The 25,984-nt window shown below is 55.0% G+C and carries 30 protein-coding genes and 1 tRNA gene; 20 read left to right on the top strand and 11 right to left on the bottom strand.

All coding sequences use genetic code 11. The features are described from left to right. Position 1 precedes the first annotated feature (1 nt). The 3 genes from ACR0AK_RS07310 to ACR0AK_RS07300 all read right to left on the bottom strand — a co-directional run bounded on the left by ACR0AK_RS07310 (position 2) and on the right by ACR0AK_RS07300 (position 2,659). Positions 2-877: a branched-chain amino acid ABC transporter permease gene (locus ACR0AK_RS07310; RefSeq protein ID WP_170557355.1), complete on the bottom strand. Its 876-nt coding sequence runs from the start codon at positions 875-877 to the stop codon at positions 2-4. Between the two features lie 75 nt (positions 878-952). Continuing rightward, complete coding sequence (locus tag ACR0AK_RS07305; RefSeq protein WP_480792862.1) at positions 953-1,981, bottom strand: zinc-binding dehydrogenase; 1,029 nt, start codon at positions 1,979-1,981, stop codon at positions 953-955. Between the two features lie 183 nt (positions 1,982-2,164). Then, positions 2,165-2,659 carry a hypothetical protein gene (locus tag ACR0AK_RS07300; RefSeq protein WP_170557353.1) on the bottom strand — a complete coding sequence of 165 codons (495 nt, stop codon included), beginning with the start codon at positions 2,657-2,659 and terminating at the stop codon, positions 2,165-2,167. Positions 2,660-3,149: 490 nt separating this feature from the next. On the opposite strand from ACR0AK_RS07300, the gene ACR0AK_RS07295 reads away from it, so the two are divergent. Further along, on the top strand, positions 3,150-3,350 hold the full coding sequence (locus ACR0AK_RS07295; protein ID WP_480792861.1) for a hypothetical protein: 201 nt from the start codon (positions 3,150-3,152) through the stop codon (positions 3,348-3,350). A 232-nt stretch (positions 3,351-3,582) separates the two neighbouring features. Here ACR0AK_RS07295 and ACR0AK_RS07290 read toward each other — a convergent pair. After that, positions 3,583-3,672 (bottom strand) — tRNA-Ser (locus ACR0AK_RS07290). Positions 3,673-3,795: 123 nt separating this feature from the next. Here ACR0AK_RS07290 and ACR0AK_RS07285 point away from each other — a divergent pair. The 10 genes from ACR0AK_RS07285 (at position 3,796) to ACR0AK_RS07240 (ending at position 11,741) form a co-directional block, all read left to right on the top strand. Then, positions 3,796-4,638: a DUF2059 domain-containing protein gene (locus tag ACR0AK_RS07285; protein WP_480792860.1), complete on the top strand. Its 843-nt coding sequence runs from the start codon at positions 3,796-3,798 to the stop codon at positions 4,636-4,638. Next, positions 4,638-5,438: a DUF2059 domain-containing protein gene (locus ACR0AK_RS07280; protein ID WP_480792859.1), complete on the top strand. Its 801-nt coding sequence runs from the start codon at positions 4,638-4,640 to the stop codon at positions 5,436-5,438. The genes ACR0AK_RS07285 and ACR0AK_RS07280 overlap by 1 nt, the downstream gene beginning before the upstream one ends. A gap of 208 nt (positions 5,439-5,646) precedes the next feature. Further along, positions 5,647-6,264, top strand: coding sequence for a 50S ribosomal protein L21 (locus ACR0AK_RS07275; protein WP_170557349.1), 618 nt, complete (start codon positions 5,647-5,649; stop codon positions 6,262-6,264). 11 nt (positions 6,265-6,275) lie between these two features. Then, positions 6,276-6,545, top strand: a complete 270-nt coding sequence (gene rpmA / locus ACR0AK_RS07270; protein WP_058271644.1) for a 50S ribosomal protein L27 — start codon at positions 6,276-6,278, stop codon at positions 6,543-6,545. A gap of 84 nt (positions 6,546-6,629) precedes the next feature. Then, a complete protein-coding gene (locus ACR0AK_RS07265; RefSeq protein ID WP_480792858.1) occupies positions 6,630-7,130 on the top strand; it encodes a GNAT family N-acetyltransferase in 501 nt (166 codons plus the stop codon). Further along, positions 7,127-7,735, top strand: coding sequence for a LysE family translocator (locus ACR0AK_RS07260; RefSeq protein ID WP_480792857.1), 609 nt, complete (start codon positions 7,127-7,129; stop codon positions 7,733-7,735). Before ACR0AK_RS07265 ends, ACR0AK_RS07260 begins: the two co-directional genes overlap by 4 nt. Next, positions 7,732-8,268 (top strand): GNAT family N-acetyltransferase, encoded by a 537-nt coding sequence (locus tag ACR0AK_RS07255; protein ID WP_480792856.1) that lies wholly within the window; start codon positions 7,732-7,734, stop codon positions 8,266-8,268. Before ACR0AK_RS07260 ends, ACR0AK_RS07255 begins: the two co-directional genes overlap by 4 nt. A gap of 37 nt (positions 8,269-8,305) precedes the next feature. Further along, positions 8,306-9,340: a GTPase ObgE gene (obgE, locus tag ACR0AK_RS07250; protein ID WP_480792855.1), complete on the top strand. Its 1,035-nt coding sequence runs from the start codon at positions 8,306-8,308 to the stop codon at positions 9,338-9,340. Further along, positions 9,328-10,434 (top strand): glutamate 5-kinase, encoded by a 1,107-nt coding sequence (gene proB, locus ACR0AK_RS07245; RefSeq protein WP_480792854.1) that lies wholly within the window; start codon positions 9,328-9,330, stop codon positions 10,432-10,434. Before obgE ends, proB begins: the two co-directional genes overlap by 13 nt. Positions 10,435-10,478: 44 nt before the next feature. Then, the gene (locus tag ACR0AK_RS07240; protein WP_480792853.1) at positions 10,479-11,741 is read left to right on the top strand and encodes a glutamate-5-semialdehyde dehydrogenase; all 1,263 of its coding nucleotides are present in this window, start codon (positions 10,479-10,481) and stop codon (positions 11,739-11,741) included. On the opposite strand, the gene ACR0AK_RS07235 is transcribed toward ACR0AK_RS07240, so the two are convergent. Next, complete coding sequence (locus ACR0AK_RS07235) at positions 11,738-12,334, bottom strand: histidine phosphotransferase family protein (protein ID WP_170557338.1); 597 nt, start codon at positions 12,332-12,334, stop codon at positions 11,738-11,740. The genes ACR0AK_RS07240 and ACR0AK_RS07235 overlap by 4 nt on opposite strands. Before the next feature lie 44 nt (positions 12,335-12,378). Here ACR0AK_RS07235 and ACR0AK_RS07230 point away from each other — a divergent pair, with 44 nt between their 5' ends. The 5 genes from ACR0AK_RS07230 (at position 12,379) to tsf (ending at position 16,178) form a co-directional block, all read left to right on the top strand. Beyond that, positions 12,379-12,561, top strand: a complete 183-nt coding sequence (locus tag ACR0AK_RS07230; RefSeq protein ID WP_170557337.1) for a DUF3553 domain-containing protein — start codon at positions 12,379-12,381, stop codon at positions 12,559-12,561. 98 nt (positions 12,562-12,659) lie between these two features. Next, the gene (gene olsB, locus ACR0AK_RS07225; RefSeq protein ID WP_480792852.1) at positions 12,660-13,415 is read left to right on the top strand and encodes an L-ornithine N(alpha)-acyltransferase; all 756 of its coding nucleotides are present in this window, start codon (positions 12,660-12,662) and stop codon (positions 13,413-13,415) included. Then, complete coding sequence (gene olsA, locus ACR0AK_RS07220) at positions 13,402-14,256, top strand: lyso-ornithine lipid O-acyltransferase (protein WP_480792851.1); 855 nt, start codon at positions 13,402-13,404, stop codon at positions 14,254-14,256. The genes olsB and olsA overlap by 14 nt, the downstream gene beginning before the upstream one ends. Positions 14,257-14,422: 166 nt before the next feature. Beyond that, the gene (gene rpsB / locus ACR0AK_RS07215) at positions 14,423-15,226 is read left to right on the top strand and encodes a 30S ribosomal protein S2 (RefSeq protein ID WP_170413159.1); all 804 of its coding nucleotides are present in this window, start codon (positions 14,423-14,425) and stop codon (positions 15,224-15,226) included. A 76-nt stretch (positions 15,227-15,302) separates the two neighbouring features. After that, a complete protein-coding gene (tsf, locus tag ACR0AK_RS07210) occupies positions 15,303-16,178 on the top strand; it encodes a translation elongation factor Ts (RefSeq protein ID WP_170557331.1) in 876 nt (291 codons plus the stop codon). A 374-nt stretch (positions 16,179-16,552) separates the two neighbouring features. On the opposite strand, the gene ACR0AK_RS07205 is transcribed toward tsf, so the two are convergent. From ACR0AK_RS07205 to ACR0AK_RS07195, 3 genes are all read right to left on the bottom strand, one after another. Then, entirely contained in the window at positions 16,553-17,308 is a 756-nt protein-coding gene (locus ACR0AK_RS07205; RefSeq protein ID WP_480792850.1) for a LuxR family transcriptional regulator, read from the bottom strand. Further along, a complete protein-coding gene (gene aroQ / locus ACR0AK_RS07200; RefSeq protein WP_170557328.1) occupies positions 17,305-17,754 on the bottom strand; it encodes a type II 3-dehydroquinate dehydratase in 450 nt (149 codons plus the stop codon). Before aroQ ends, ACR0AK_RS07205 begins: the two co-directional genes overlap by 4 nt. Positions 17,755-17,880: 126 nt before the next feature. Then, positions 17,881-18,882, bottom strand: coding sequence for an NADPH:quinone oxidoreductase family protein (locus ACR0AK_RS07195; protein WP_480792849.1), 1,002 nt, complete (start codon positions 18,880-18,882; stop codon positions 17,881-17,883). A gap of 134 nt (positions 18,883-19,016) precedes the next feature. On the opposite strand from ACR0AK_RS07195, the gene ACR0AK_RS07190 reads away from it, so the two are divergent. Together ACR0AK_RS07190 and ACR0AK_RS07185 are read left to right on the top strand one after the other, a co-directional pair. Next, entirely contained in the window at positions 19,017-19,835 is an 819-nt protein-coding gene (locus tag ACR0AK_RS07190; RefSeq protein WP_170557326.1) for an SDR family oxidoreductase, read from the top strand. A 23-nt stretch (positions 19,836-19,858) separates the two neighbouring features. Then, positions 19,859-20,884, top strand: a complete 1,026-nt coding sequence (locus ACR0AK_RS07185) for a phosphotransferase family protein (protein WP_480792848.1) — start codon at positions 19,859-19,861, stop codon at positions 20,882-20,884. Positions 20,885-20,892: 8 nt separating this feature from the next. On the opposite strand, the gene ACR0AK_RS07180 is transcribed toward ACR0AK_RS07185, so the two are convergent. Then, a complete protein-coding gene (locus ACR0AK_RS07180) occupies positions 20,893-21,501 on the bottom strand; it encodes a DsbA family protein (RefSeq protein WP_480792847.1) in 609 nt (202 codons plus the stop codon). A 249-nt stretch (positions 21,502-21,750) separates the two neighbouring features. Between ACR0AK_RS07180 and ACR0AK_RS07175 the strand changes: the two genes are divergently transcribed. Beyond that, positions 21,751-22,926, top strand: a complete 1,176-nt coding sequence (locus tag ACR0AK_RS07175; protein ID WP_480792846.1) for a serine hydrolase domain-containing protein — start codon at positions 21,751-21,753, stop codon at positions 22,924-22,926. 49 nt (positions 22,927-22,975) lie between these two features. After that, the gene (locus tag ACR0AK_RS07170; protein WP_480792845.1) at positions 22,976-23,845 is read left to right on the top strand and encodes an acyl-CoA thioesterase; all 870 of its coding nucleotides are present in this window, start codon (positions 22,976-22,978) and stop codon (positions 23,843-23,845) included. On the opposite strand, the gene ACR0AK_RS07165 is transcribed toward ACR0AK_RS07170, so the two are convergent. Together ACR0AK_RS07165 and ACR0AK_RS07160 are read right to left on the bottom strand one after the other, a co-directional pair. After that, entirely contained in the window at positions 23,842-24,609 is a 768-nt protein-coding gene (locus ACR0AK_RS07165; protein WP_480792844.1) for an SDR family oxidoreductase, read from the bottom strand. The genes ACR0AK_RS07170 and ACR0AK_RS07165 overlap by 4 nt on opposite strands. 117 nt (positions 24,610-24,726) lie before the next feature. Next, positions 24,727-25,956, bottom strand: coding sequence for an acyl-CoA dehydrogenase (locus ACR0AK_RS07160; RefSeq protein WP_480792843.1), 1,230 nt, complete (start codon positions 25,954-25,956; stop codon positions 24,727-24,729). Between the last annotated feature and the right edge of the window lie 28 nt (positions 25,957-25,984).

Here is a 25,984-nt window from a genome sequence, read left to right as displayed (position 1 = left end):
CTTAGACCTTCTTGACCCGAACCTGACTGAACAACCCGTTGGGGCGGAAAATCAACACCGCCAAGAGCAGCGCATAAGGCGCGATCTGACTGTATCCTGCTGCAATGTAACGGCTGGCAAAGGGTTCAATCACCCCGACGATCAGTCCACCCGCGAGGGCACCGGGCAGGCTGCCGAAACCACCGATAACGGCTGCGGCAAAGGCCTTGATGCCAAGCAATCCTGTGGTCGGGTCAACCGAGCCTTTCGCTGCGAACAAGATCCCTGCAATCCCTGCGACAACCCCGGCCAAAGCCCAGATGAAACCCTGTACGCGCTTTACCGGGATGCCCATGTAATATGCTGCCAACTGGTTTTGTGACGCGCCTTGCATCGCCAGGCCCAATTTGGTCCGGCTGAAGAAAACATACAGACCCCAGGTCAGAAGGATGGTAACGACAATAACGGCGACGTCCTCCATCCCCAGCACCAGCCCTCCAAATCGAACTTCTTTGCCTGCCAACGGGTTTTGCAGCGTCTGCGGCTCGTGCCCCCAGATCAGCCCGGCCACAAACCGGATTACGAACCCCAACGCGATGGTCAGAATGACGACGGCTGTTTGGCTTTCCCCAAACAATCGACGAATGATCAGGCGATCCACCAGGTAACCCAACGCCCCCATGATCCCCAGCGAAATCGGAAGAGCCAACCAGAAAGGCAGGCCCATATATTCGGTATTCGTAAGCCCGATTGTCACAAAGGCGCCCAGCATCATGAAATCGCCCTGCGCGAAATTAACCGCCTCAGTGGCTTTGTAAATCAGAACAAAGCCAAGAGCGATAAGGCCGTAGACACAGCCATTCGCCAGCCCGCTGATCAGCAGCTGCGCGTTATCCAAGTCTGTCCTCCCTTGCCGGTATGTCCGGCGTTATTTGCGCCCCGGACATCCTCCTTCGTCCGGGGCTTTGTTCTACTATGGCGCGATAATGACCTTTCCGTCACTCTTTTTCAGCGCATCCGCCAGATTTGTAACCACATCGCGCAGGCCAAGCCGTTCAGAAACATCCGTTTTCCAGCGACCATCGGCAAATCGGGCCTGTACTTCGGCAACTACCCGCATCTGATCCTCCGGAGGCGTCGAGGTCATCCATTTGGTCAGCCAGAACCCCTCGATCCGCTTGCTCATAAAGATCAATTGGCCCGTCTGCGTAAGCTTTGGTAGTTCGGGGCTAAGCTTGCCGTAAACGACCCACCGTGCACCGTTGGGCATCGCGCAGAAAACCTGCTCGGACATCTGATCCGACACAGCGTCCAGAAAGACACGCGGTTTCAGCTCTTTGCTGATTGCCTGGAACTTCTGCATCATGTCGGGGTCCGAGGAGACTAAAACTTCATGGGCGCCAAGTTCTTTCAGGCTATTTACGGCCTCGGCCCGGCGCACGATGGCGATTGGTTTAAGCCCAAGGTCGCGCCCTAATGAACACATAAGCTTGCCCAACTGGCTGGTGGCAGCTGAGACGACAAAAGCGTCGCCTGCACCGCGCGCGATGTCCACCATCGCCATCGCAGTCATAGGGTTGACGATCTGGGCTGAGCCGTCATCGTCCGAAATATCGGGCCGTAAAGGGATGCACATAAGCGCTTGCGTCACAACATACTCGGCCCATGCCCCGGAACCAGCCGCCACAAAGGCAACCCTTTGACCTTGTAACGCTTCGGCACCTGTGCCGGTGGCTACAACGTCGCCACAGCCTTCAAACCCGGCGGGCGAACCTTTGACTCGTGGCTGACCGTATTCTCCTTTGATAAAGTGGAGGTCGGAGGGGTTTACCGACGATGCCCGCAGCTTGATCAAAACCTGACCGGGTCCGGGTTCGGGCACGGGAAGCTCGGCCTCGGCTAGCCAGTCGGCGGCAACTTCAATAACCGGACCCGTGGCCGATCCGGAGTATCCGTCATGGGTTTGAATGACGGCGAACATGGTGCGGGGCAGGGTGGTCATTATTTCTCCTATCTCCGGTCCGGACATGGCACAGAACGGGTCTGTTGCAATCGATGTTGCTTTGGATCTAGGGGCAGCCAAGCAAACGGACGCGGAGAGGTCAATCAGAGTTGCGTCTGACGTTGCGGGAGCGTTCGCGCTGCATGGACAAAGGGCCGCTCAATTCCGAACGGCCCTAGGAAATTATTGTTGTCCGGTCAAAAGCACACGGAGTTCTTCGATCTTCTGAGCAATCAACTCGGGGGATGCTTTGATTTCATCCAGGATACCCAGAGCCTTTGTTTTGAGGTCCTGCGACAACTGGCTATCCTGAACCGAAGTTACCATCGCGTCATAATCAAAATTTTGGACAGACAGTGTACCTTCTTCGATCCAGGAATTCAGCAAGTCTTGTCCCTGATTGGCCAGAGACGCGACCTGATCACTTGCCTGGTTGGCCAGATCAGTGGCCGCCTGTCCAGCTTGCTCGGCCGCTTCGTTGGCCTGGTCTGTGATGGAAGATGCAGCTTCGCTTGCCTGCTCGGTCGCGGCTTCTACGGCATCGTTCACTGCTTCACCGGCTTCTTGCGCCGCCGATTGAAGTTGTTCGGCAGGTGTAGGTTCGGGTTGGTTGAGGTAATAGTAAGCTCCGGCGCCAAGTCCGGCGACGATGACAGCCAATACGAGTGTACGCGACATGAGGTTCTCCTTAAAATATGTGCCGCTTAGATGAGGGTAAATTATCAGTGATCAAAGGGGAATTCCCCGAAATTCATTTCAATTCGGGGGTTTGAGCCAGCCTGCGCCGATCTGATGAAACCAGATGGCAATAACACGCCGTCACGTAGATAGCTTTGCCCTAGAGCTTGCTAATTTAATTTAACCTGAAACGTAAATCAGCCGTTCGTGGGAAATTTGACAGCTTTTTCTCGGGTCACGGAAAAGAAAATGCAGATTACTCAGAAGAAAACCCCGCTGAACCGGGAGGCTCTATTGCATTTTCGACGAGTCCGAAGAACCATGTTTATCAAGCGCTTTTGCCAAAGGTTGATTGCGTATCGGCTGAGCAGCAAAGACTTTACCGCAGCATGCAACGGGCTAAAGCTAAAAGCTAAAGGAATACCGGGCGCTTTGAATGGTGATGCCCAAATACCCACACAACTAAAAATTCAGACGAAAGGTAACAAAAATGGAAAGCTTTGTTGGGCTACTATTTTTTGTCGTTTTGGCAGTTGCAGTGATCTGGTTATATGTCTTGCCCATCACAATGGCGCAAACCCGCAATCGATCCGGCTTGATCTGGTTTCTGATCGGACTGGTCGGGTCGCCAATACTGGCCATACTTCTGTTACTGGCGTTAGGTGATGCGCCAGAGCATCCGACAACTTAGCTATAACCTACCAACTCTTTTTTGGTTTCGCCTAAATTCGACGGCAGTGAAGGGGTCGTGTGGCAGGAAAGTAGATTGTCCGGTTTGTCGAGTGACCGCAGTGACGCAATAAACGGGTCATTCTGGATTTGGGTAGATCTGGAAAAACGAAAACAACATGCATCGACCAACCAGAGGCCCGGAATTGCGGTTCGCGGCTCTTGTCGTTTCTGGCCTAAGTCAATGAGAAGACTGGCGGAGAGACAGGGATTCGAACCCTGGGTGGGCTTGCACCCACAACGGTTTTCGAGACCGCCCCGTTCGACCACTCCGGCACCTCTCCGCGGGGGTCTGTGAGGGGGGGATTTAGTGATGAACGCGAAGGGGTGCAAGCAGAAAATTCCCGAAATTAACAAAGCCGGGTTTTTCCGTTGCCTGACGCCGTATTTCCCCTAGGGTCATAGGTATGACTTATATTCTGCGCCGCACAATCCTTCCACTTTTCGCCGTCGTTCTGATTGTGACCACTGGGACTCAGTCCGCGCTTGCTGCCGGACGAGACCGGATCGAAGCCTTTTTGACAACCACGGGGTTTGACGTTGCTCTAGAGAGCATCGCGCTGGCATCAGCGTCGGCCCCACAAATGTTGGGAATCGATCCAGACGGGTTCGGATCAGATTGGACGCGCCTCACGGAAGAGGTCTTTGACACCAAGGACATGCACGAGACGGCGGTTTCAATTCTGGAACAGACGCTGACCGATGAGGCGCTGTCCCATGCGGTTGAGTTCTATGCTTCTGATCTTGGGCAAAGGCTGGTTGAGGCCGAAAATGCCTCGCACATGGTTGAAGATGACAACGCCAAGCAGATGGAAGGACAGGAAATCGTCTCGGACCTGATCAAGGCAGGTTCAAAACGGGTCGAGAATCTGAAGCGCATGAACAATGCGATTGATTCCAGTGGGACGGCATTGCGCGCATTGCAGGAAATTCAGGTGCGCTTTCTTTTGGCCGCCAGCGCCTCGGGTGTGATCGACTTGCAACTGGGTGCGGATGAGCTGCGCTTGATGATGAAGCGCCAAGAAACCGGAATGCGGCAAGCGCTGCAGCTTTCTGCACTGGCCGGTGCAGCCTATACCTATCAGGATTTCTCGGACTCTGAGGTCATCGCTTATGCCGAAGCGCTGGAACAACCCCTGATGCAAGAAGTTTATGAGCTATTGAATGCAATCCAGTATGAAATCATGGCCATGAAATTTGAAGATCTGGCTGCGCGGATGGCGGAACTGCATCCGGCCCAGGATATCTGATGCGCCTTATCGCTGCCTGCTTCGTCATTGTCCTTTACTCCGCACCGCTGGCCGCGTCCGAGAGGGTGGAACGCCTAATGCAGGCTGTTCAACTGCAACAGGTTGTCGACATCCTGCGCGACGAGGGCCTAACGCAGGCAGCAAGTCTGAACGAAACGTTTCTGGGCGGGAACGGAGGGCCGCTTTTCGAAGATCAGGTGGACGCAATCTACGATACAGATTGGATGCAGGATCAGATTTCTCAGGTCTTTGAAACCAGCCTGACAGGTAGTCAACTGGATCGTGCGATCCATTTCTTCGAAAGCGATGTCGGTCAGACCATAATCACGCTGGAAAATTCGGCCAGAGAAGCTTTCGCGGATGAGACCATCAAGGACATGGCGCGCGAGAACTACCTGAATGGAGGAGGCGGCACCCAGCTTTATCGGCTTGTTGGCGAGTATATCGAAGTCAATGATCTGATCGAAAGGAATGTTCAAAGCTCGCTTAGCTCGGACTACAGTTTCTTTCGTGGACTCAGTGAGCACGCCGGAACCAGTTCAGAAGATATTCTGGCGCAACTCTTATCGGACAAGGACAGTATTACTGAGGAAAACCGTATCTGGTTGTATTCCTTCCTTCTGGTGGCCTATCAGCCGCTGGATGAGGCTCAGATGCGCGAAAACATCGCCTTTTCCCGGACCGAGACGGGGCGCGCCGTAAACGAAGCCTTTTTCGAGGGATTCGATTTGATGTATGATCAGATCTATTTCCAATTGGGACAGGCGGTTTCGCGGGCGCTAAGCGCATCGGATCTTTGACCCTGTTTTTGATGTTGACTTTCTCAGCCAATCTATGGATAAGCGCGCATCCCGGCCGGTATTCCGCGCCGGGTATCGTTATTATTTGACCCTTAGTAAACTCTAAAGGTCATTCACACAGCCCGAAAAGGGCGCGCTGTTCGAGGTGGCGAAAGCCAGCAACACCCAGTCGGGGACCACAGAACGCGATCAGACAAAGGAAAGACGCATGTTTGCGGTCCTCAAGACTGGCGGCAAGCAGTACAAGGTTCAGGCGGGCGACGTGCTCCGTGTTGAAAAGCTGGCTGCCGACGCAGGTGAAAAAGTTCAATTCAACGATGTTCTGATGCTGGGCGGTGACGCTCCGGTTGTTGGTGCACCGTTCGTCGATGGTGCAGGCGTACAAGCCGAAGTGATCGAACAGATCAAAGGTGACAAGGTCATCAAGTTCGTAAAGCGCCGTCGTAAGCACAGCTCGAAGCGTACCGTTGGCCACCGTCAGAAGCTGACTCTGGTCAAGATCACCGACATCCTGTCGTCGGGCGCTGACAAGTCGGGCATCAAAGCTGCAACCGGTTCGGCACCGGCTGGCGAAGCTGCTCCGGCGGCGAAAAAGCCTGCCAAGAAAGCTGAAGCCAAAGCAGAAGCACCCGCCGCTGCTGCTGCCGCTGACGATCTGACCAAGCTGAACGGTGTCGGCCCAGCCGCTGCCAAGAAGCTGGCAGAAGCCGGTATCGAGAGCTTTGCTGCTCTGGCCGCCTTGTCGGACGAGCAGATTGCTGCTATCGAAACGGTCAAAGTGAAACCCGAGTGGGTTGAGCAGGCCAAAGAGCTGGCCAAAGGCTAAGGAGAGAGAGAATGGCACATAAAAAAGCTGGCGGTTCCTCCCGTAACGGTCGCGACTCAGCTGGTCGCCGCCTTGGCGTGAAACTGTATGGTGGTCAGGCCGCCATTTCGGGCAACATCATCGTGCGTCAGCGCGGCACCAAGTTCTGGCCGGGCGAAGGCGTAGGCATGGGCAAAGATCACACAATCTTTGCAACTGTTGATGGCGCTGTGAAGTTCCACAAAGGCCTCAAAAACCGCACCTTTATTTCGGTCCTGCCAGTGGCGGAGGCCGCAGAGTAAGCCGAAACCCAGAAGGTTTAAGAAAATTTCATGGGGGACCGGCACAAAGTGCCGGTCCCCTTTCTCGTTTTCAGGAGCGGTCCCATGACCGAAGTGATAATTACAAGACGTCTGACATTGCGCCGTTTTCGGCGTGAGGATGCGTCGCGTCTGGTCACGCTCCTGAACGACATTGACGTGGTGCGTTGGCTTACCGTCGTTCCTCACCCCTATGAAACCGAACATTCCGCCGAATTTGTCGGCGCGATGGCCACAGAGCATGATGCCTTTGCTATCACCCGGGAGGACGCCCTCATTGGTTGCATCTCGACCGGATCTCAGCTGGGTTACTGGATTGCGAAATCGTCTTGGGGGCATGGCTATGTGACAGAAGCCGCCCGCGCGATGATCTCAAGGTTCTTTCGATCTGATCGGCAGGAACTTACCTCTGGTTATCATCTGGGCAACGAACGGTCCAAAGCGGTCTTGTCAAAACTTGGGTTCAAACCGGATGGGCAACACCGTGCGACGGTACGTTCGACCAACGAAGATGTGACTGTTCAGGACGTTTTGCTGCGTCGTGCGGACTGGGAGGCGATGGAATGACCGTTGCCACCACCAGTTTCCTGATCTTCGCAGCCTCTCAGGTCGGAACGCCGGGGCCCGCCAACATGGTCCTGTTAGGGACGGGCGCGCGTTATGGGTTTCGTGCCGCATTGCCGTTCGTGGCTGGTGTGATCATGGGTAAACAGCTGATCATCTGGCCCGTTGGCTTTGGTCTGTTGCAACTCGCGGATCAGGCCCCAATGGTCTTTACCGTGCTGAAATACGCCTCGGCGGCATATATCTGCTGGTTGGCCTGGAAAATCGCGAACCTGCGGTTGTCGCGCACCGATACCACCGGAGAGGTGCCCGGTTTTTGGGCGGGGTTGATCGTTCACCCTCTTAATCCAAAGGCTTGGGCCATGATCATTGCCGGATTTACCGGGTTTGTTGCGGCTGGCACGTCCAGCTTTAACGCAACATTCACGATCGCTCTCTGTTTGTTGCTTTGCCAGGTAATTTTACATCCGATCTGGACATTTGCCGGAGATAGAATTGCCCACGTGGTTGAAGGTCGGCCCGTGGAAAAATATCTGATGTGGACGTTAGCCAGTCTCACTGTTGCGTCCGTACTTTTTGTGTTGTTCGGAGGAGGAACGCACTCATGAAACTTGAGACAATAATAAACCAGCCGGTCATCGAAACCGAGCGGTTCGATCTGCGCCCACTGCGTCGTTCGGATATGGGTCTCATCGAGCATTATGCAGGTGATGAACGGGTGGCGCGTATGACCACGTCGATCCCACATCCGCTGCCGCCGGGTTCCGTCGAGGCGTTTATTGCGCGCTCGATGTCCGAGGAACGGACAGAGGATGTGTGGGCGCTGGATGCTACAAAAGATGACGGCCCGGAGCTGATCGGTCTGATCTCATTGGAAAAACTGGATCGTAATCAGTCCGAGGTCGGCTACTGGGTCGCTCCGGTCTATTGGAACACCGGTGTCGCATCACTGGCGGTCGAGGCATTGGTTCTGGCCAACCCGTTGGAAAACGCGACGATGTTTGCCAGCGTGTTTCAGGACAATCCGGCCTCGGCCCGTGTGCTGACCCATTGCGGTTTTCAATATCTGGGTGATGCCGAAAGTTATTCGGTGGCGCGCGATGCAAATGTGCCCACCTGGACTTACAGTAAAAAACTCTGACTTGTGGCCGATGGGGCCTTTGCATTAGGGGACAGTCATGAAATTTCTCGATCTTGCAAAGGTCTACATCCGGTCCGGGGCCGGCGGTGGCGGGTGCGTCAGCTTTCGACGCGAAAAATACATTGAATACGGCGGTCCCGATGGTGGTGACGGCGGTAAAGGCGGCTCTGTCTGGGCCGAGGTTGTGGACGGGCTGAACACCCTGATCGACTTCCGCTATCAGCAGCATTTCTTTGCCAAGAACGGTCAGCCCGGTCGTGGTCAGCAGCGTACAGGAAAAGATGGTGACGATATCATCCTACGCGTGCCGGTTGGAACCGAGATTTTGGATGAGGACGAAGAGACCGTCATCTGTGATCTGACCGAAGTTGGACAGCGGGTCTTGCTGGCCAAGGGCGGCAATGGTGGCTTTGGCAACCTGCACTTCAAATCGGCCACCAACCAGGCCCCGCGCCGCGCCAATCCGGGGCAGGCGGGGATTGATCGCACGATCTGGCTGCGGCTGAAACTTATCGCTGACGTGGGTTTGCTCGGCATGCCCAATGCGGGCAAGTCGACCTTTCTGGCAGCAACATCGAACGCCCGTCCCAAGATCGCTGACTATCCGTTTACAACACTGCACCCGAATTTGGGTGTTGTGGGTGTCGACAATGTAGAATTCGTCGTCGCGGACATTCCCGGCCTTATCGAAGGCGCGCACGAAGGCCGTGGGATCGGTGATCGGTTCCTTGGCCACGTCGAACGCTGTGCAGTTCTGTTGCATCTGGTCGATGGAACCTCGGAAACCGTGGCCGAGGATTACCGGACGATCATTCATGAGCTGGAAGCCTATGGCGGCGAGCTTGCGGAAAAGCCGCGGATTACGGTCCTGAACAAAGTCGATGCGCTGGACGAAGAGGAACTGGCGCTGAAAAGGGCTGAGCTGGAAGAGGCGGTCGGCGGTCCCGTGATGACCATGTCTGGTGTGGCACATTTGGGGGTAACTGAGATTCTGCGCGCCTTGCGTGCGCAGATCGATGAGAACCGTCTTCGCCAAAAACCCGTTGAGGAGACGAAGTCTTGGCAACCCTGACTGCAGCACGCCGACTTGTTGTCAAAATCGGGTCCGCGTTACTGGTGGACCGCGACACGGGTTTACTGCGGTCGGATTGGTTGCACTCGCTGGCGCAAGATGTTGCGTGGCTCAAAGGGCAGGGGACGGATGTTATCCTGGTGTCCTCCGGTTCAATTGCCTTGGGACGAGGTGTCTTAGGCTTGCCGATGGCGGATTTGCCCTTAGAGCAATCTCAAGCCGCAGCAGCTGTGGGCCAGATTCGACTGGCGCGGGCCTATGAAGAGGCTCTGACCCCGCACACCATCACAACCGCGCAGGTTTTGGTCACGCTGGAAGATAGCGAAGATAGGCGGCGGTATCTTAACTCGCGCGCGACGCTGGAGACTTTGCTAAGTTTGGGCGTGGTTCCGATTGTAAATGAAAACGATACGGTGGCCACAGATGAGATCCGGTATGGCGACAACGATCGCCTCGCGGCGCAGATCGCCGTGACCGTGGGGGCCGACCAATTAATCTTGTTGTCGGATGTCGACGGTTTCTACACCGGAAACCCGAATGAAGACGGCGACGCCAAGCGTTTTGATGTGATTGAGACCATTACGCAAGAGATCGAAGAGATGGCGGGTGATGCTGGTTCCGGTCTGTCCAAGGGTGGAATGAAAACCAAACTGTTGGCCGCAAAGATGGCCACCGCCGCGGGTTGCGACATGGCCATTACCGAAGGTTCGATCATAAACCCCCTAAAATCGCTTGAAGATGGCGCCAATTGCACCTGGTTCACGGCAACTCTGGATCCACATGCCGCGCGTAAGCGTTGGATTTCGGCAATGAAACCACGTGGAGAAATTGTGGTAGACGCAGGGGCGGCCAAAGCGTTGGACAACGGCAAAAGCCTGCTGCCTGCTGGCATTGTTGAGGTGACCGGCGATTTTGGGCGCGGGGATCCGGTGGCCATCATGGACCCTCAAGCCCGGCGTTTGGCCCAAGGCCTAAGCCGCTATACCGCGCAAGAGGCGGATGCGATCAAGGGACGCAAGTCCTCGGAAATCGAGGCGACACTGGGTTATCCGGGCCGGGCCGTCCTTATCCACCGTGATGATTTGGCGCTTTAATTGCGCGATGATAGAAGCAAAAGACCGACCGAAAGGCATCTGAGATGAAGGATTTCGACAACATTCCCGCCCTGATGGCCGATCTTGGAAAACGTGCCAAGGCGGCCTCGGCCGATCTGGCCTTTGCCAGTGCCGAGCGTAAACACGCAGCCCTGATTGCGGCCGCCGATGCTGTCTGGACAAGACGCAAAGATATCATCGACGCCAACAAAAAGGACCTGGAGTTTGGTCGCGAAAAGGGCTTGAGCCCAGCAATGATGGACCGCCTGATGCTGGACGAGGCGCGTGTTCACGGCATGGTCGATGGGCTGCGCACGGTCGCGGATCAGGCCGATCCGGTGGGTGAGGTTCTGACCGAATGGGATATGGCCTCGGGCTTGAACATCCAACGGGTACGTACGCCGCTGGGCGTTATCGGTGTGATTTACGAAAGCCGCCCGAACGTCACAGCTGATGCTGGCGCACTATGCCTGAAGTCGGGCAATGCGGTTATTCTGCGCGGTGGTTCTGAAAGCTTCCATTCCTCCACCGCTATTCACGCTTGTCTGGTCGAAGGGTTGAAAGCGGCTAACCTGCCCGATGACGCCATCCAGTTGGTACCCACGCGCGACCGCGCCGCCGTGCAAGAATTGCTGACCATGACAGATTGCGTGGACGTAATTGTTCCGCGCGGTGGCAAAGGTCTGGTGGGGCTAGTACAGCGAGAGGCGAGGGTGCCTGTATTTGCTCATCTGGAAGGCATCGTGCACATCTACATCGACAAAGCCGCGGATCCGCAAAAAACCCTTGATGTCGTACTGAATGCGAAAACCCGGCGTACCGGAATTTGTGGTGCGGCCGAATGTCTTCTGATCCATCAGGATGTAGCTGAAACACTTGGTCGGGATATCATTTCCGCCTTACTGGCTGCAGGTGTCGAGATCCATGCCGAAGGTGCTTTGGCCGTGGACGGCACCATCGAAGCCACTGAAAACGACTGGGGTAAGGAATTCCTCGACAGCATCATCGCGGCCAAACCGGTCGCAGACATTGACGCGGCCATCGCACACATCCGTCAGTTTGGCTCTAACCATACCGATTGCATCATGACAGAGGATGCTGACGCCGCGGCCCGGTTCTTTGAGCGCCTCGACAGTGCGATTCTGATGCACAACGCCTCGACCCAATTTGCCGATGGTGGTGAATTTGGGATGGGAGCTGAGATTGGCATCGCGACCGGCAAGATGCATGCGCGCGGCCCGGTCGGGGCCGCTCAACTGACCAGTTTCAAATATCTGGTGCGTGGTAACGGGACGGTGCGCTCTTAAAACCGGATCGCGACGCGGGTTGAGGTGGTTTCCGCCGCAACCCGCCGTCCCATGGATACTGCTGTCTGAGGCAGTAGCGCGAACTGCACATGTGCCGGTGTCACCGCGTTGGCAAACTGGCCTTTGGGCAGGTTTTTCCAAAGATCAGCGTCAATTTTCAACTTGTCCGCGACCCCCGTCACCGTCCAACCGCCGCCGTAGTTTTCCACTGAGACGTCACCACCCATCGGCATTGCGCTTTCGCAACACATTAGGGCCAGAAAGGCGAGTTTGATCTGATTGCGAGGCATGGCGTCGGTAATGTGCCAGTTGACACGCACGCGGCCAACGCTTTCGACATCTTTCAACAGCTCTGTAACCTCTGTCCGCCCCAATGGCTGATCGCTGGCCGAGCCAAAAGCCACGCGAAAGAACCGTATCCTTGCTCCGGCGCTTCCGACGCTGCCCGAGATCAGCTCCATCTCGGGTCCATGTACAGCACCAACCATTTCGAGCAATTCCAGGCCATTGGTAATTGCACCAATGGGGCTGATCAGATCGTGACAAATCCGCGACCCGATCAACTCGGCCAGATTGACGTTGGTGTCGCCCATGCGTACCTCTCCTGTTGTATCTGCCGCCGGACCGGAGCCCGATCATGACAGACCTCAATGCCATTCTTGCACCGGGCATGTATGTCCGCCACCCCGATTTCCCCGACTGGGGCGTCGGACAGGTGCAGTCCAACATCGGCGGCAAAGTCACCGTGAATTTCCGCGATCAGGGAAAAGTGGTAATAGACGGAACCCGCATTGCCCTGACGCCCGTCTTTGATCTGTGAAACTGGTTTAAGAATGGTTAACAACCGGCAATCGCAGCGCTGGTTGCCATTCGACTGATAACTGGGGTATCAGCGCGCAAACAAAAGCGGAAACCCCGATGCCGGATTCAGGCCCTTCTTTCACTGTAAAACTCGCCGACTCCGAGGCCGAGTTGCGCGCTGCTCAGCGGCTGCGTTATGACGTGTTTGTCCGTGAATTGGGCGGCGGTGGCGAGATGGTGGACCACGAGGCGGGATTGGAGCAAGATCGTTTTGATCCTTACTTTGACCACATGTTGGCCTATGACGACGCGACCGGCGAAGTTGTGGGTGTTTACAGACTGTTACCCGGTGAACGTGCAGCGGAACTTGGGCAGTTTTATTCCGAGGATGAATACGACCTGACCGTTTTGAAACAAAGCGGTCGCAAGTTGTTGGAGCTTGGACGGTCCTGCCTTCACCCCGATTACCGCGGTGGGACGGCGATGTATCATCTGTGGAACGGATTGGCCGGATATGTGAACGAACGCGAGATCGAAGTTCTGTTTGGCGTCGCCAGTTTTCACGGTATCGATGTTCAGGAACTGGCGCAGCCATTATCGATGTTGCACCACAATCATTTGGCCCCGCCGGACTTGCGGGTTCGGGCACAACCGGCTGTATTTCAAAGTATGGATCTGGTCGCTCCGGACGCGTTGGATCGCCGTGCGGCTATGGTGCAGGTGCCTGCACTGATCAAAGCCTATCTGCGGCTGGGCGGTTTTGTGGGTGAGGGGGCGTTTATCGACCATGCGTTCAACACGACCGATGTTTGCCTGATTCTGGACACGGAACGGATGAACGAACGCCAGCGGCGTATCTATGGCGGAGCCTGATCTGGTGAATGACGCTCTTTGGAATAGCGACGACGCGCCGGATCCAATTGAATTGGGTGTCCTAGGCTGGATGCTGGTGATCCTACGCGGGCTCCCAGTGGCAATTTTGGTCTTTGGCGGACTGCTTGTCTTGTTGACAGTTCGCCTGATTGAACGCCCGATGTTCGGGCTACGTCGGCCGATCACCCCGTTCATAGTACAGTTTGTCTGCCGCAACGCGCTCCGTCTTCTTGGCATCGGTTTTCGCTGTTCTGGCGAATTGATGCGCGAACGCGGCGCGGTGGTCGCAAACCATACCTCGTGGCTGGATATCTTTGCGCTGAACGCCCGAAAGCGGGTGTACTTCGTGTCCAAGGCCGAGGTGGCTAAATGGCCAGGTATTGGTTGGTTGGCCCGTGCAACGGGTACGGTGTTCATCGAACGTGACCGAAAGAAAGCCCGCGAACAGACGCAGATCTTTGAAGAGCGGCTGAAAGTCGGGCATAAGCTGTTGTTTTTTCCGGAAGGCACTTCGACCGACGGACTTCGTGTTTTGCCCTTTAAAACAACACTTTTTGCCGCGTTCTTTTCAGAAGAGTTGCGGGAGTTCATGTACGTTCAACCGGTCTCGGTGATCTTTCACGCGCCTGCCGGACAGCCGGACAGGTTTTATGGCTGGTGGGGCGACATGGATTTCGCCCCACATCTGCTTAAGACCCTGGGTGCGCGTCGACAGGGATCGGTCGAGTTGATCTACCATACACCTGCGAAGGTCAGCGACTTTGCTGACCGCAAGGCACTGGCAGCGCATTGCGAAGAGGCTGTGCGTCACGCACATGCATTGGCACGGCTTGAAAAATAAGGGCGAAATGTCCTTGCACTGCATCAAAACCTGCCGTATACGCGCGCCATTCAAACCCGCAGGCGGGGTTTGGGCTTTGTAGGGGAGACATCCCTATCTGGCCCGCCGGTTGGAGCATCCGCTTCTTTCACCCCCGCCGAGGCGTAAACCGGAAAAGGAAAATAGCATGGCTCTTCCCGAGTTCACCATGCGTCAGCTGCTGGAAGCTGGCGTTCACTTTGGTCACCAGACACAGCGTTGGAATCCCCGCATGGGCCCGTTCATCTACGGCTCGCGCAATGGTATCCACATCATGGACCTGACCCAGACTGTTCCGATGCTGGACCAGGCTCTGCAGGCCGTTCGTGACACCGTTGCAAAAGGTGGCCGCGTTCTGTTCGTTGGCACCAAGCGTCAGGCAGCTCAGCCGATCGCAGAAGCTGCTGAAAAGTCGGCTCAGTACTACATGAACCACCGCTGGCTGGGTGGCACGTTGACCAACTGGAAAACCGTTTCCCAGTCGATCAACCGTTTGAACCAGATCGACGAAGCAATGGAATCTGGCGCCGAAGGCCTGACCAAGAAAGAGCGTCTGGGCATGGAACGTGACCAGGGCAAACTGCAGGCATCGCTGGGCGGTATCCGCGAGATGGGCGGCGTTCCTGATCTGCTGTTCGTCATCGACGTTAAGAAAGAAGCACTGGCCATCGCCGAAGCCAACAAACTGGGTATCCCGGTTGTGGCTGTTGTCGACACCAACTGCTCGCCCGACGGCGTTGACTACATCATCCCCGGCAACGACGACGCAGCGCGCGCAATCGCTCTGTACTGCGATCTGGTTGCTCGTGCAGCTCTGGACGGCATGACCGCTCAGATGGGTGCCGCAGGTGTTGACCTGGGTGCATTCGAAGAAGCACCGGTTGAAGAAGTCGTTGCGGAAGAGGCACCTGTTGCTGAAGAAGCCGCGCCGGAAGCCAAAGCCGAAGCGTAAGCTGCCCGTCACGTTATTGACATATGGGGCAGGGTAGACCTGCCCCAATTCCGTTTGAATTGAGGAGAGCCAAAAGATGGCAATCACAGCAGCAATGGTTAAAGAACTGCGCGACTCGACCGGCGCAGGCATGATGGACGCAAAAAAAGCGCTGACCGAAACCGGCGGCAACATGGACGAAGCCGTTGACTGGCTGCGTACCAAAGGTCTGGCAAAGGCGGCTAAGAAATCCGGCCGTACCGCAGCTGAAGGTCTGGTTGCAGTACACGTCAACGGCGGCAACGGTGTTGCTGTTGAAGTGAACTCGGAAACTGACTTCGTCGCTAAAAACGCTGACTTCCAAGAAATGGTTGGCAAGATCGCCTACGCTGCCGAAGGCGTCGACAATGTCGAAGCATTGCTGGCAGCTGATCTGGGCGGCAAAAGCGTTGCAGACACCCTGACCGACAAGATCGCCACTATTGGCGAAAACATGTCGGTGCGTCGCATGGCCAAACTGTCGGGCGACACCGTTGTATCCTACGTCCACAACGCCGCCACCAACGGCATGGGCAAAATCGGTGTTCTGGTTGCGTTGTCCGGTGGTGACGAAGCGATTGGCAAGCAGGTTGCGATGCATATCGCAGCTGTGAACCCCGCGGCCTTGTCTGAGGCCGACATGGATCCGGCTGTTGTCGAGAAAGAAAAGCAGGTTCAGATGGACATCGCCCGCGAATCCGGCAAGCCGGAACAGGTGATCGAAAAGATGATCGAAGGCCGTATGAAGAAATTCGTGGCTGAAGCGACCCTGCTGAACCAGTCTTTCGTTGTGAATCCTGACCTGACCGTTGAAGCAGCGGCAAAGGAAGCAGGCGCAACCATCACCGGCTTCATTCGTCTTGAAGTTGGCGAAGGCATCGTGGTCGAAAAAGAAGACTTCGCAGCCGAAGTTGCCAAAGCCGCACAAGGCTAAGTCTGGCAGAGGCCCTTGGATGGGCCTCACCCTGAACAGGATAAAAACCGGCTACCATATTGGTAGTCGGTTTTTTTTGCGCCAATCAGCGCGTGAACTGAATCTCATACAAAAATAAAAGAAGGATTGAGGGGCCCCGCAGATGGGGATGGTCGAGGCCCCCCAAAATTCCGACTAAGAGACGCGTACAAATAGACGCCTTTATGTCAGAGCGACCGGAGAGCTTTGATATTGCAAAGATCCGATCAAAACGTTCCCAGGCTAAAGCCACCACTCACGGAACGATATCACTGTGCAACTAGGGCTCAGATTCGGGAAGTCATGATTTCCTTACCCTACGTAAATTGACGCAATTTAGCGTCAATTTAGACACATCATGCTTCCATGATGAACATCTGATTTTGCAGGGATGCCTTGAGTACTGCTTGTGCTGTTGTCTCAACGGACAGAGACTCACGAGCGAGCCTCAGATGCTTTTCAACTGTAGCCGACGTCAGCCCCATCAAAAGCGCAATGTCCTGTGTCGTTTTGCCGTCTCCAACCCATTCCAGCGCCTCGCGCTGACGCTTGGTTAGTGCACGATTGGGGGTGTTGTAGGGCAGGGTGAGAATCTTCAGATGCGCGACATTGTTCATCAACAGAATGTCGTCGCCATGCTCCGCCCAGATTGCGTCGACCTCATCCTGACCCACGGCCCCACCCGCCGAAAGAGAGATCGCGCCTTTGGACCGCATCGAAACCGAGGTGAAACTAACGGTGTATCCTGCTACAACGCCCTTTGACCGGTTGAACTCGTACACCTGACGCTCTTCGGCGGTCATCGTGCCATCGGAATTCATATCCTGGATCAGTTTCCAACTGGCCGCGCCTTCGTTATGCAAAGCCCATTTCAGCATGGGCGCATGAAAGTACAGCCCGTCCCGCACGAACCCATCAATGTATTCTTTGCCGTGATTTGTCAGGATGGTGAAATCCTCGGGGTCACCCAAAGACGTCTCGGTCCTGTAGCGTGTGTAGCCGTACAGAAGGCGGTCAAAACCAAACTCGGCCATCTGGCGGCAGTGAGCGTCCCAAAGCTCTTCCAGAGTTTTGACGTAGCTGAGGAAATTCAGGTATTCGCCCAGCTTCATGCAGCCCCCTCATTTTTCAAATGCGCCGACAACGCGTCCAACGCCATCACATAGCCTAGAAGGCCAAAACCGCAAATCTGACCCACTGCAACGGAGGCCACATAGGACTTGTGCCGAAATGGTTCGCGCGCGTGTATGTTCGACAGATGGACCTCGACAACCGGCAATTCGACCGAGGAAATCGCGTCCATCAAAGCGATGGATGTGTGAGTATACGCTCCGGCGTTCAGCACGATCCCGTCTTGCGTGCCTTTGGCTGCGTGGATCGCGTCAATCAGCACGCCTTCGTGGTTGGATTGCTGGTGCGATACCTCCAACTCGATTGACGCGCCGTGTTTTACACAGGTTTCTTCAACCATTTTCAGTGTTGTACGGCCATAAACCTCGGGTTGTCGTGTGCCCAACAAGTTCAGGTTCGGACCGTTCAAAATCAGAACTTTATGCATTCGTTCTCCGTCCCATTACTGGTTGATAAACTTGAATAGGTATGGATGTCCACCAACCCGCGCACTCATCAGGCGAGTAGCGTGTCTCACATACCATCACATCTTGAACTGTGCATTGGTGAGCAGTCAGGTTTCAGGCATCGTGACCACAACCTTACCAAGAACCGAACGGTCATTCAGTAAGACTAGGGCCTCGCGGGCATCCTCCAAAGAAAACCGCGCACTGATTTGCGGCTTTATCAGAGATTTTGCGTATAAGTCGAATAATTCGCTAATATTTTCGGTATGGCCTTTGGGATCACGATAGACCGAAGCCCCCCAAAACACGCCAACAACCTGGCAGCCTTTCAACAATGGTAGATTGAGTGGAATCTTGGGAATACCAGCTGGAAACCCGACAACAAGAAACCTGCCATTCCACGCCATGCTGCGCAGCGCAGGTTCGGCGTATTCCCCGCCTACGGCGTCATAGACGACATCTACGCCATTCGCGCCTGCTACGGACTTGATTTCTTTTGAAAAAGCCTTTTGAGCGTCGCGATCCATCTGACGGGGGTACACAATAGCCTCGTCCGCCCCAATTTGACGGCAAAAATCCGCTTTTTCTGATGAGGATACCGCCGCGATGACGCGGGCTCCCATTGTTTTGCCCAACTCAATAGCAGCGCTTCCGACGCCACCGGCCGCGCCCAACACCAATAGTGTTTCGCCAGGTTGCAAAGCAGCGCGATCTTTCAGAGCGTGGTAGGACGTACCGTAGGTGAATATGAAACACGCGGCGTCATCAAAGGGCATCGTGTCCGGGAATTTGACCGCTACGGCGGCTTTGACAGTCAATTGGGTGGCAAATCCGCCATATCCGGTCAATGCCAGAACCCGGTCGCCAACCTCGAACCCGGTGACACCTTCGCCAATTCCCAAAACTTCGCCCGCGATTTCCCCGCCCGGAGCGAACGGTCTGGGTGGCTTGATCTGATACAGGTCCTGGATCATCAACGTATCGGGAAAATTAACCCCGGCGGCTTTGACCCGCACAAGCAATTCACCCTTGCCGGGCACTGGGTCGGGCAGGGTGGTAAGCTCCAATGTTTCCGGTCCGCCCGGAGCGACGCTGAGTAACGCTTGCATAATAGCTGTGTTGTCCTTGTTATTCGGTTGGGAGGAACTTTGGCGCAGCGTTGGATGTTGTCAAGAATTCCGCTGGGTGCAAGTTTCGCCGGCAACCGCAACTTGTGCCAGCAATCAAAACCGAGGAGCAGACCATGACCCCTGAAACATTATTTTCTCTGCAGGGAAAATCCGCGCTGGTAACGGGCGGTGCAACCGGTATCGGCCGGATGGCAGCGGAAGCGCTGGTAAGGGCAGGGGCACGGGTGCTGATTGCATCGCGTAAGGGTGACGCCTGTGAGGCCGTCGCAGCCGAGCTGAATGCACTGGATGCGCCGGGCAGCGCGGAAGGTTTCAGTGGCGATGTCGGGACCGAGGAAGGTGTTCAGGCCATGTTGAGTGAGGTCAAAAACCGTACAGAGACCCTTGATATCCTTATGAATAATGCAGGCATCTCGTGGGGTTCACCGCTCGGGCAGTTTCCCCATCATGCGTGGGAAAAGGTTAACTCTGTCAATGTTGCAGGTCTGTTTGAACTGACACAACGCTTGTTGCCGATGCTGATAAAATCCGGAACACCTGAAGATCCGTCGCGCGTCATCAATGTTGGATCGGTTATGGGTGAAGTGCCGATGGGTGACGGCGCATACAGCTATTCCGCGTCCAAAGCTGCGGTGCTGCACCTGACGAAAATTCTGGCCAAGGAATTGTCGCCATACCACGTCACCGTCAACGCGCTTGCGCCTGGGCCGTTTGTGTCGCGTATGACAGCATTTGCTACGGCGGATGAGGGAACGCGCGAAAAAGTTGGCAAGACTGTCCCGCTGGGCCGTGTTGGTCGCGACGAGGATATCGCCGGGTGTATGCTGTTCCTGTGCGGGCGTGGCGGCAGCTACGTGACCGGTGCTGTGATCCCGGTATCCGGAGGCCTAAACGTGGTTACAGCCGGCAACCTCTTTGAAGCGGCGCTATAAAGTACAGGACATAGTTGTTTGAAATGAAATCGAAATCACAACTCGATCTGACGTCTCTAAATACGTACCTGAGCGCAAATCTAGATGGCTATCAGGGCCCGTTAGAGGCGACGAAGTTCGACATAGGGCAATCCAACCCAACGTTCGAACTGCGCACGCCGTCCAAGTCTTACGTGCTACGCCGAAAACCGCCGGGCGTGTTGCTGAAATCAGCCCACGCTGTAGAACGGGAATTTCGCGTACAGCGAGCGCTGACGGACAGCGCGGTTCCAGTCCCCCAGATGATGCTGTTGTGTGAGGATGATGCCGTCATCGGGTCAGCGTTCTATATCATGGAACGCCTACAGGGACGGGTGTTCCTTGAACCCACGATGGACGAAAGCGACAACGCCACCCGTACCGGTGTCTTCGACGAAATGAACCGCGTGTTGGCTGAGTTGCATGAGATCGACATCGACGCGGTGGGACTGTCAGACTATGGCCCTCCGGGCAATTACTTTGAGCGCCAAATTGCCCGATGGACCAAGCAATACCGAGCGTCCGAGACAACGACGGTCCCTGAGATGGATACCCTTATTTCCGCGCTCGAGTCATCTGTTCCAGACGATGATGGCCAGCGAACTCTGGTACATGGTGACTATCGCATCGACAATCTGATGTTCGAGCAAAACGGTTCGCGCTGTATCGGTGTCCTGGATTGGGAACTATCGACGATCGGACACCCATACGCAGATTTGGCCGCTGTTATCATGCAGTGGCAATTGCCGCCCGGTAAAGAGGGACGCGGACTGGCTGGCATCAACCGTCAGGCACTGGGAATTCCTTCAGATCAAGAGTTTATCGGGCAGTATTGCCAACGCCGTGGTCTCCCCAACATCGAAAACTTCGGGTTTTATCTGGCGTTCAATTTCTTCCGAATGGCTGGGATTCTACAGGGTGTTTACAAGCGCGCATTGGATGGCAACGCCTCTGACCCTAAACGCGCGCAGGTATTCGGGGCTTATGTTCCGTTATTCGCTAAGCACGGTCTTGCGGCGCTTGAATCGTAAGTCTCCTGTCAGACGGTCGACTTAGAAAGCTCCAGCTCCATATTGCCTAGGCTGTTCTTGCCAAAAAACATCTCGGGGCCCACGAACATCGTGGGCACCCCAAACGCACCGCGCTTTACGGCTGCTTTGGATTGTTCTTTCAGCTGCTGTTTCACCTCGGCACCCGTCATGGCCTCGCGGATCTTTCGTGTAGGAAGACTGTTTTCCTGCAGAATATCCATCAGCACCCCCAGTTCATCGACCTTTTGACCGTGCACCCAAATCGCATCAAAAATCGCGTTTATATATTTGGCTTCCCACGACTTTCCCGAGGCGAACACAGCACCCCGCATGGCGAATTTAGTGTTCACCGGGAAATGTGGGCTCATATGAAAGTTAATACTGCGTCTGCGGGCAAATCGATGAAGGTCATGGGTCAGATAGGCCGACTTCTGGCGATTTTCCGAGAACGCCTCGAACGGGTTTTGATTATGCGTCGCCTTGAAAATCGTGGGCAGTAGCACAGGAACATGGGTTACCTGCATACCGTGCCGTTCCGCCAAATCGGGCAAAACCTTGTGGGCCAAAAATGCGTTAGGGCTGCAGAAATCGAAAATGAAATCTATGGTCTGCGTCATTGTCTAACTCCGAAACGAGGATCTTTGAAACGAACTCTGAACCATCGGACGAATCTGTAACGTGCCCAGTGTACAGGCGTGACGACCGACGCGCACGAGCAGTTGATCGCGGTGCGAAAAATCTGGAATTCCTCTGTTAATTCAGTGTGTCACCGGTCAAGATTATCGAGACCGATCGAGGAGGTTCAAAATCCCATGTGCAGCCAGACGACTCTAGATACTGCCCGACTGAACCGCATAAGGGACTGGATGCAGCGTTATGTCGATGAACGCAAATACGCGGGCAGTTCGTTGCTATTGACCCAGCACGGATCCGAGGCGTTTTTTCACACCTGTGGCCTCAGAAGCGTCGAGAAGAATCTGCCGTTCCAGCGTGATACGCTTGTGCGCATCTATTCGATGACAAAACCTATCACCTCAGTCGCGGTGATGATGCTGGCAGAGCGCGGGCTGTTTCACCTCGACGCGCAACTCTCTGAATTCTTACCGGAATTCTCCGCAACCCAAGCTCTTGTTCCAGGTGCAGAGCGGCTGGATCAAACCGAGGCTGCACCATCCCCGACATTGCATCAGCTTCTGACTCATACAAGCGGTTTCAGTTATTCGTTTAATCCCGGTGATTTGCCGGCCGCAATGGAGGAGCGGAAGCTGATATTCGGGCCAAATCAAGGGCCGTTGAAAGCGAGGATTGAAGCGTTGGCCGAACTCCCCCTGGCGTTCCAACCCGGAACCCGTTGGGAATACTCGGTTTCCACTGATGTTTTGGGTCGCGTAGTCGAAGTCGTTTCCGGCAAAACCCTGGATCAATTTTTCGCGGAAGAAATACTTGAGCCGCTTGCAATGGCCGAGACGGGCTTTTCCGTACCCAAGGGGGCAGGGGATCGGTTTGCGTCGCTCTATACGCCATTGGCCGGTGATGCGATGGCGCTGAATTCAGCGGAAACCGGCGATAATCCTCTACGATTGACGGATGAGGCTGGCACCTCGCCATTCGAAAACGCAACGACGTTTTCGGGCGGTGGTGGTCTAGTCAGCACGATTGATGATTACGCCAAATTCGTCGAAATGATGCGGAACAGGGGGCAGGGCAACGGCAACCGCTTACTGGGACCAAAGACGGTGGACTTTATGCTGCACAACCACTTACCGAGCGATATTGCCTCAATGGGCCCGCAGAGCTTTGCCGAACAACCGATGGAAGGCATGGGATTTGGTCTGGCCGGGTCCGTCATCATCAATCCTGGCAGAACTCGGACACCAGGATCTGTGGGGGACTTCAGTTGGGGTGGTATGGCTTCGACGTTCTTCTGGTTAGATCGCTGCAACGACTTGTCAGCCGTATTCTTTACACAATTGTCCCCATCCAGTTCTTACCCATCCCGATCCGAACTGAAAGCACTGGTGATGGGTGCATTGGTTGAATGACCCGTGTGGCACTGATACGCCTTTTTCAAGCCCAAACGGAGAGTCGCCAATGACCGAAGCAGAACGTGTCCTTCTGGATCTTTTGGACCTTGAAAGGCTTGAGGTGGACTTGTTCCGGGGCACAGGGTCAGGTGGTGAAACTCCGACACGTATCTATGGCGGGCAAGTTGTATCGCAGGCGCTGGCCGCTGCATGTCGAACTGTTGATGAACGACTGTGCCATTCTCTGCACGCGTATTTTATTCGCCCCGGTGATCCGTCTATTCCCGTTATTTATCAGGTTGATAGAGCGCGAGATGGAGGTTCTTTTACAACGCGCCGCGTGGTCGCGATCCAGCATGGAAAACAGATATTGAACGTTTCGGCATCGTTCCACATTCAGGATGAAGGATGGGATCATCATCACGAGATGCCTCAGATGGAAGCGCCCGAAAGCTATCCGTCGCGCACAGAACTGCGCCAAAAGTATGTTGACCTGGTGCCCAAACACCTGCGTGGAGAGTTGACACGTGAGCGACCCATCGAGGTTCGAGAAGCCAGCCATCTGGACCCGTTTCATCCTGAAAAGACGGATGATCGCAATCAGATCTGGTTCCGCATGCCTGGTGCGGCGGGCGCCGATGCTGTCACACAGCAATTGTTGATGACCTATGCCTCGGACATGTACCTAATGGGATCAGGCATGCGACCCCACGGTCTCAGCTGGTTCACCGGCGAGGTAAATGCGGCTAGTCTGGATCACGCTATGTGGTTCCACGCGCCAATTCATTTCGAAAACTGGCACTTGTATTCCATGGATTCACCATGGAGCGGGCGAGGGCGCAACTTTAACCGAGGCTCCATTTATGCCCAAGATGGAACTTTGGTTGCGTCGGTCGCACAGGAAGGTCTGATGCGCAAAGCGCAAAAAAGACCTTAATCATCATTGATAAATTGTTGATTTAACTTGTTCATTCCGTCCAGCCAGCGATCATAGTCGCTGGTTTTGTGTCGAATGTAGTCCAGCACCTTCGGATGCGGCAGCACCAGAAATTGTTCGGCTTCAATGGCTTTGACACAGGCGTCAGCCACGTCTTCTGGCTCTAAAATACCGTCAATTGATGCCACCGAATCCTCAAAACCACGGGTCATTTCAGACCGAACTGCTTGCGGACACAAAACGGAAACGCGTAGACCTTTGTGGCCATAAGTCAGCGAAAGCCATTCTGCGAACCCCACAGCGGCGTGTTTGGAAACACCATATGGTGCAGCGCCAGGTTGGTTCAGCAAACCCGCAGCCGAGGCCGTCGTCATGATATAACCGCCGCCGCGCGCGATCATACGCGGCACCAGATGCCGCGCTGTCCAGACATGCGACATGACATTGATTTTCCAGATCCGGTCCCAATCTGCATCCGGAGTATCCAGGCCACCAAGTGTCAGGATACCGGCATTTGCACAAAACAGATCGATCGGACCGAGTTCATCTTCGACATGATCGATAAGTGCCTTAATGCTGGATTCGTCAGAAACATCGCAAGTGAACGCGTGGCCGTTGATGTCATTTGCAACGGACTTCATGGCGGCAGTGTCGATGTCAGCGCCAACGACTTGCGCGCCTTCGCTTGAAAACCGGGTCACCAAGCCTTTACCGATACCGCTGGCTGCACCGGTGACAACCACAGTCTTGCCATTCAAATTCATCTGAGACTCCAAACTGCACGTTTAGAAACACATCGTAAGGCATTGGCGATTAGAGGAAAGCCCCAATCGCGCAATGCCTTTTTTACATAATACCAATTATGCGATGTTTGGAATATCCTAGTAGAAGGCTTGTAGACCAGTCTGTGCCCGCCCCAGGATCAGCGCGTGAACGTCATGTGTGCCTTCATAGGTATTCACGGTTTCCAGATTGACCATATGGCGGATCACCTGGAATTCCAGCGAGATGCCATTGCCCCCATGCATGTCGCGGGCCATCCGTGCAATCTCCAGCGCTTTGCCGCAGTTGTTGCGCTTTACGATTGAAATCATCTCGGGCGCAGCTTCGGCTTGATCCATCAGGCGGCCAACGCGCAGACTGGCTTGCAAGCCCAGGGCAATTTCGGTTTGCATATCGGCCAGTTTACGCTGGAACAGTTGTGTCTGAGCCAGTGGCTTATTGAATTGTTTGCGGTCCAGACCGTACTGACGTGCGCCGTGCCAGCAGCCTTCAGCAGCTCCCATCACACCCCAACTGATCCCATAACGAGCACGGTTCAAGCAACCAAAGGGACCTTTCAAGCCTTGAACATGGGGCAGCAAAGCGCCCTCGTCCACTTCGACGCCATCCAGAACAATTTCACCTGTGATAGACGCCCGCAGGCTCATTTTGTTTTGAATTTTTGGCGCGCTCAGACCTTTGAGGCCCTTGTCCAAAACAAAGCCGCGGATCTTGCCATCATGTGCATCGGATTTGGCCCATACGACAAAGACGTCCGCGATTGGCGAATTCGAGATCCACATCTTGCTGCCGGTCAACCGATAGCCGCCATCGATCTTTTCAGCGCGGGTTTTCATGCCGGCTGGATCCGAACCCGCATCAGGCTCGGTCAGGCCAAAGCAACCGATCCATTCGCCGCTGGCCAGTTTCGGAAGGTACTTCCGGCGTTGTTCTTCGCTTCCATAGGCATAGATCGGGTACATCACCAAAGAGCTTTGCACCGACATCATCGAGCGGTAACCGGAATCCACACGCTCAACCTCGCGCGCGACCAGTCCGTATGACACATATCCGCCGCCAAGGCCGCCATATTCTTCGGGGATCGTCGTGCCCAAAAGGCCCATCTCACCCATTTCACGGAAGATTTCCGGGTCGGTTTCTTCGCTTTGGAAGGCTTCCAGAACCCGCGGTTGAAGCTTCTCTTGAGAATAAGCCTGTGCGCTGGCGGCGATCATACGCTCGTCTTCGGTCAATTGATCCGTCAAACGAAACGGATCATCCCACGAGAACGTCCCCATATCAGGTGCGTCTTTGGCTCGCAAAGTCGGTTTGGTGTTCGGGGCGTTCATTTTGCTTCTCCGCTTGATGAGACTTAAG

The sequence above is a fragment of the Ruegeria sp. BI12 genome (assembly GCF_056537985.1).
Note: the sequence above shows the minus strand (reverse complement) of the source record. Positions and strands in the feature narration are given on the sequence as shown.

Bases quoted from the DNA above. Each gene is read 5' to 3' on its own strand.
- ACR0AK_RS07280 (WP_480792859.1), top strand. From the start codon at position 4,638: ATGCGCCTTATCGCTGCCTGCTTCGTCATTGTCCTTTACTCCGCACCG.
- ACR0AK_RS07255 (WP_480792856.1), top strand. From the start codon at position 7,732: ATGAAACTTGAGACAATAATAAACCAGCCGGTCATCGAAACCGAGCGG.
- obgE (WP_480792855.1), top strand. From the start codon at position 8,306: ATGAAATTTCTCGATCTTGCAAAGGTCTACATCCGGTCCGGGGCCGGC.
- ACR0AK_RS07190 (WP_170557326.1), top strand. From the start codon at position 19,017: ATGACCCCTGAAACATTATTTTCTCTGCAGGGAAAATCCGCGCTGGTA.
- ACR0AK_RS07260 (WP_480792857.1), top strand. From the start codon at position 7,127: ATGACCGTTGCCACCACCAGTTTCCTGATCTTCGCAGCCTCTCAGGTC.
- ACR0AK_RS07305 (WP_480792862.1), bottom strand. From the start codon at position 1,981: ATGACCACCCTGCCCCGCACCATGTTCGCCGTCATTCAAACCCATGAC.
- ACR0AK_RS07160 (WP_480792843.1), bottom strand. From the start codon at position 25,956: ATGAACGCCCCGAACACCAAACCGACTTTGCGAGCCAAAGACGCACCT.
- ACR0AK_RS07300 (WP_170557353.1), bottom strand. From the start codon at position 2,659: ATGTCGCGTACACTCGTATTGGCTGTCATCGTCGCCGGACTTGGCGCC.
- ACR0AK_RS07175 (WP_480792846.1), top strand. From the start codon at position 21,751: ATGCAGCGTTATGTCGATGAACGCAAATACGCGGGCAGTTCGTTGCTA.
- ACR0AK_RS07285 (WP_480792860.1), top strand. From the start codon at position 3,796: ATGACTTATATTCTGCGCCGCACAATCCTTCCACTTTTCGCCGTCGTT.
- ACR0AK_RS07185 (WP_480792848.1), top strand. From the start codon at position 19,859: ATGAAATCGAAATCACAACTCGATCTGACGTCTCTAAATACGTACCTG.
- ACR0AK_RS07230 (WP_170557337.1), top strand. From the start codon at position 12,379: ATGACAGACCTCAATGCCATTCTTGCACCGGGCATGTATGTCCGCCAC.
- ACR0AK_RS07235 (WP_170557338.1), bottom strand. From the start codon at position 12,334: ATGGGCGACACCAACGTCAATCTGGCCGAGTTGATCGGGTCGCGGATT.
- ACR0AK_RS07265 (WP_480792858.1), top strand. From the start codon at position 6,630: ATGACCGAAGTGATAATTACAAGACGTCTGACATTGCGCCGTTTTCGG.
- ACR0AK_RS07180 (WP_480792847.1), bottom strand. From the start codon at position 21,501: ATGACGCAGACCATAGATTTCATTTTCGATTTCTGCAGCCCTAACGCA.
- tsf (WP_170557331.1), top strand. From the start codon at position 15,303: ATGGCAATCACAGCAGCAATGGTTAAAGAACTGCGCGACTCGACCGGC.
- ACR0AK_RS07240 (WP_480792853.1), top strand. From the start codon at position 10,479: ATGAAGGATTTCGACAACATTCCCGCCCTGATGGCCGATCTTGGAAAA.
- ACR0AK_RS07205 (WP_480792850.1), bottom strand. From the start codon at position 17,308: ATGAAGCTGGGCGAATACCTGAATTTCCTCAGCTACGTCAAAACTCTG.
- rpmA (WP_058271644.1), top strand. From the start codon at position 6,276: ATGGCACATAAAAAAGCTGGCGGTTCCTCCCGTAACGGTCGCGACTCA.
- ACR0AK_RS07275 (WP_170557349.1), top strand. From the start codon at position 5,647: ATGTTTGCGGTCCTCAAGACTGGCGGCAAGCAGTACAAGGTTCAGGCG.
- ACR0AK_RS07170 (WP_480792845.1), top strand. From the start codon at position 22,976: ATGACCGAAGCAGAACGTGTCCTTCTGGATCTTTTGGACCTTGAAAGG.
- aroQ (WP_170557328.1), bottom strand. From the start codon at position 17,754: ATGCATAAAGTTCTGATTTTGAACGGTCCGAACCTGAACTTGTTGGGC.
- olsA (WP_480792851.1), top strand. From the start codon at position 13,402: ATGGCGGAGCCTGATCTGGTGAATGACGCTCTTTGGAATAGCGACGAC.
- olsB (WP_480792852.1), top strand. From the start codon at position 12,660: ATGCCGGATTCAGGCCCTTCTTTCACTGTAAAACTCGCCGACTCCGAG.
- ACR0AK_RS07165 (WP_480792844.1), bottom strand. From the start codon at position 24,609: ATGAATTTGAATGGCAAGACTGTGGTTGTCACCGGTGCAGCCAGCGGT.
- ACR0AK_RS07295 (WP_480792861.1), top strand. From the start codon at position 3,150: ATGGAAAGCTTTGTTGGGCTACTATTTTTTGTCGTTTTGGCAGTTGCA.
- ACR0AK_RS07195 (WP_480792849.1), bottom strand. From the start codon at position 18,882: ATGCAAGCGTTACTCAGCGTCGCTCCGGGCGGACCGGAAACATTGGAG.
- rpsB (WP_170413159.1), top strand. From the start codon at position 14,423: ATGGCTCTTCCCGAGTTCACCATGCGTCAGCTGCTGGAAGCTGGCGTT.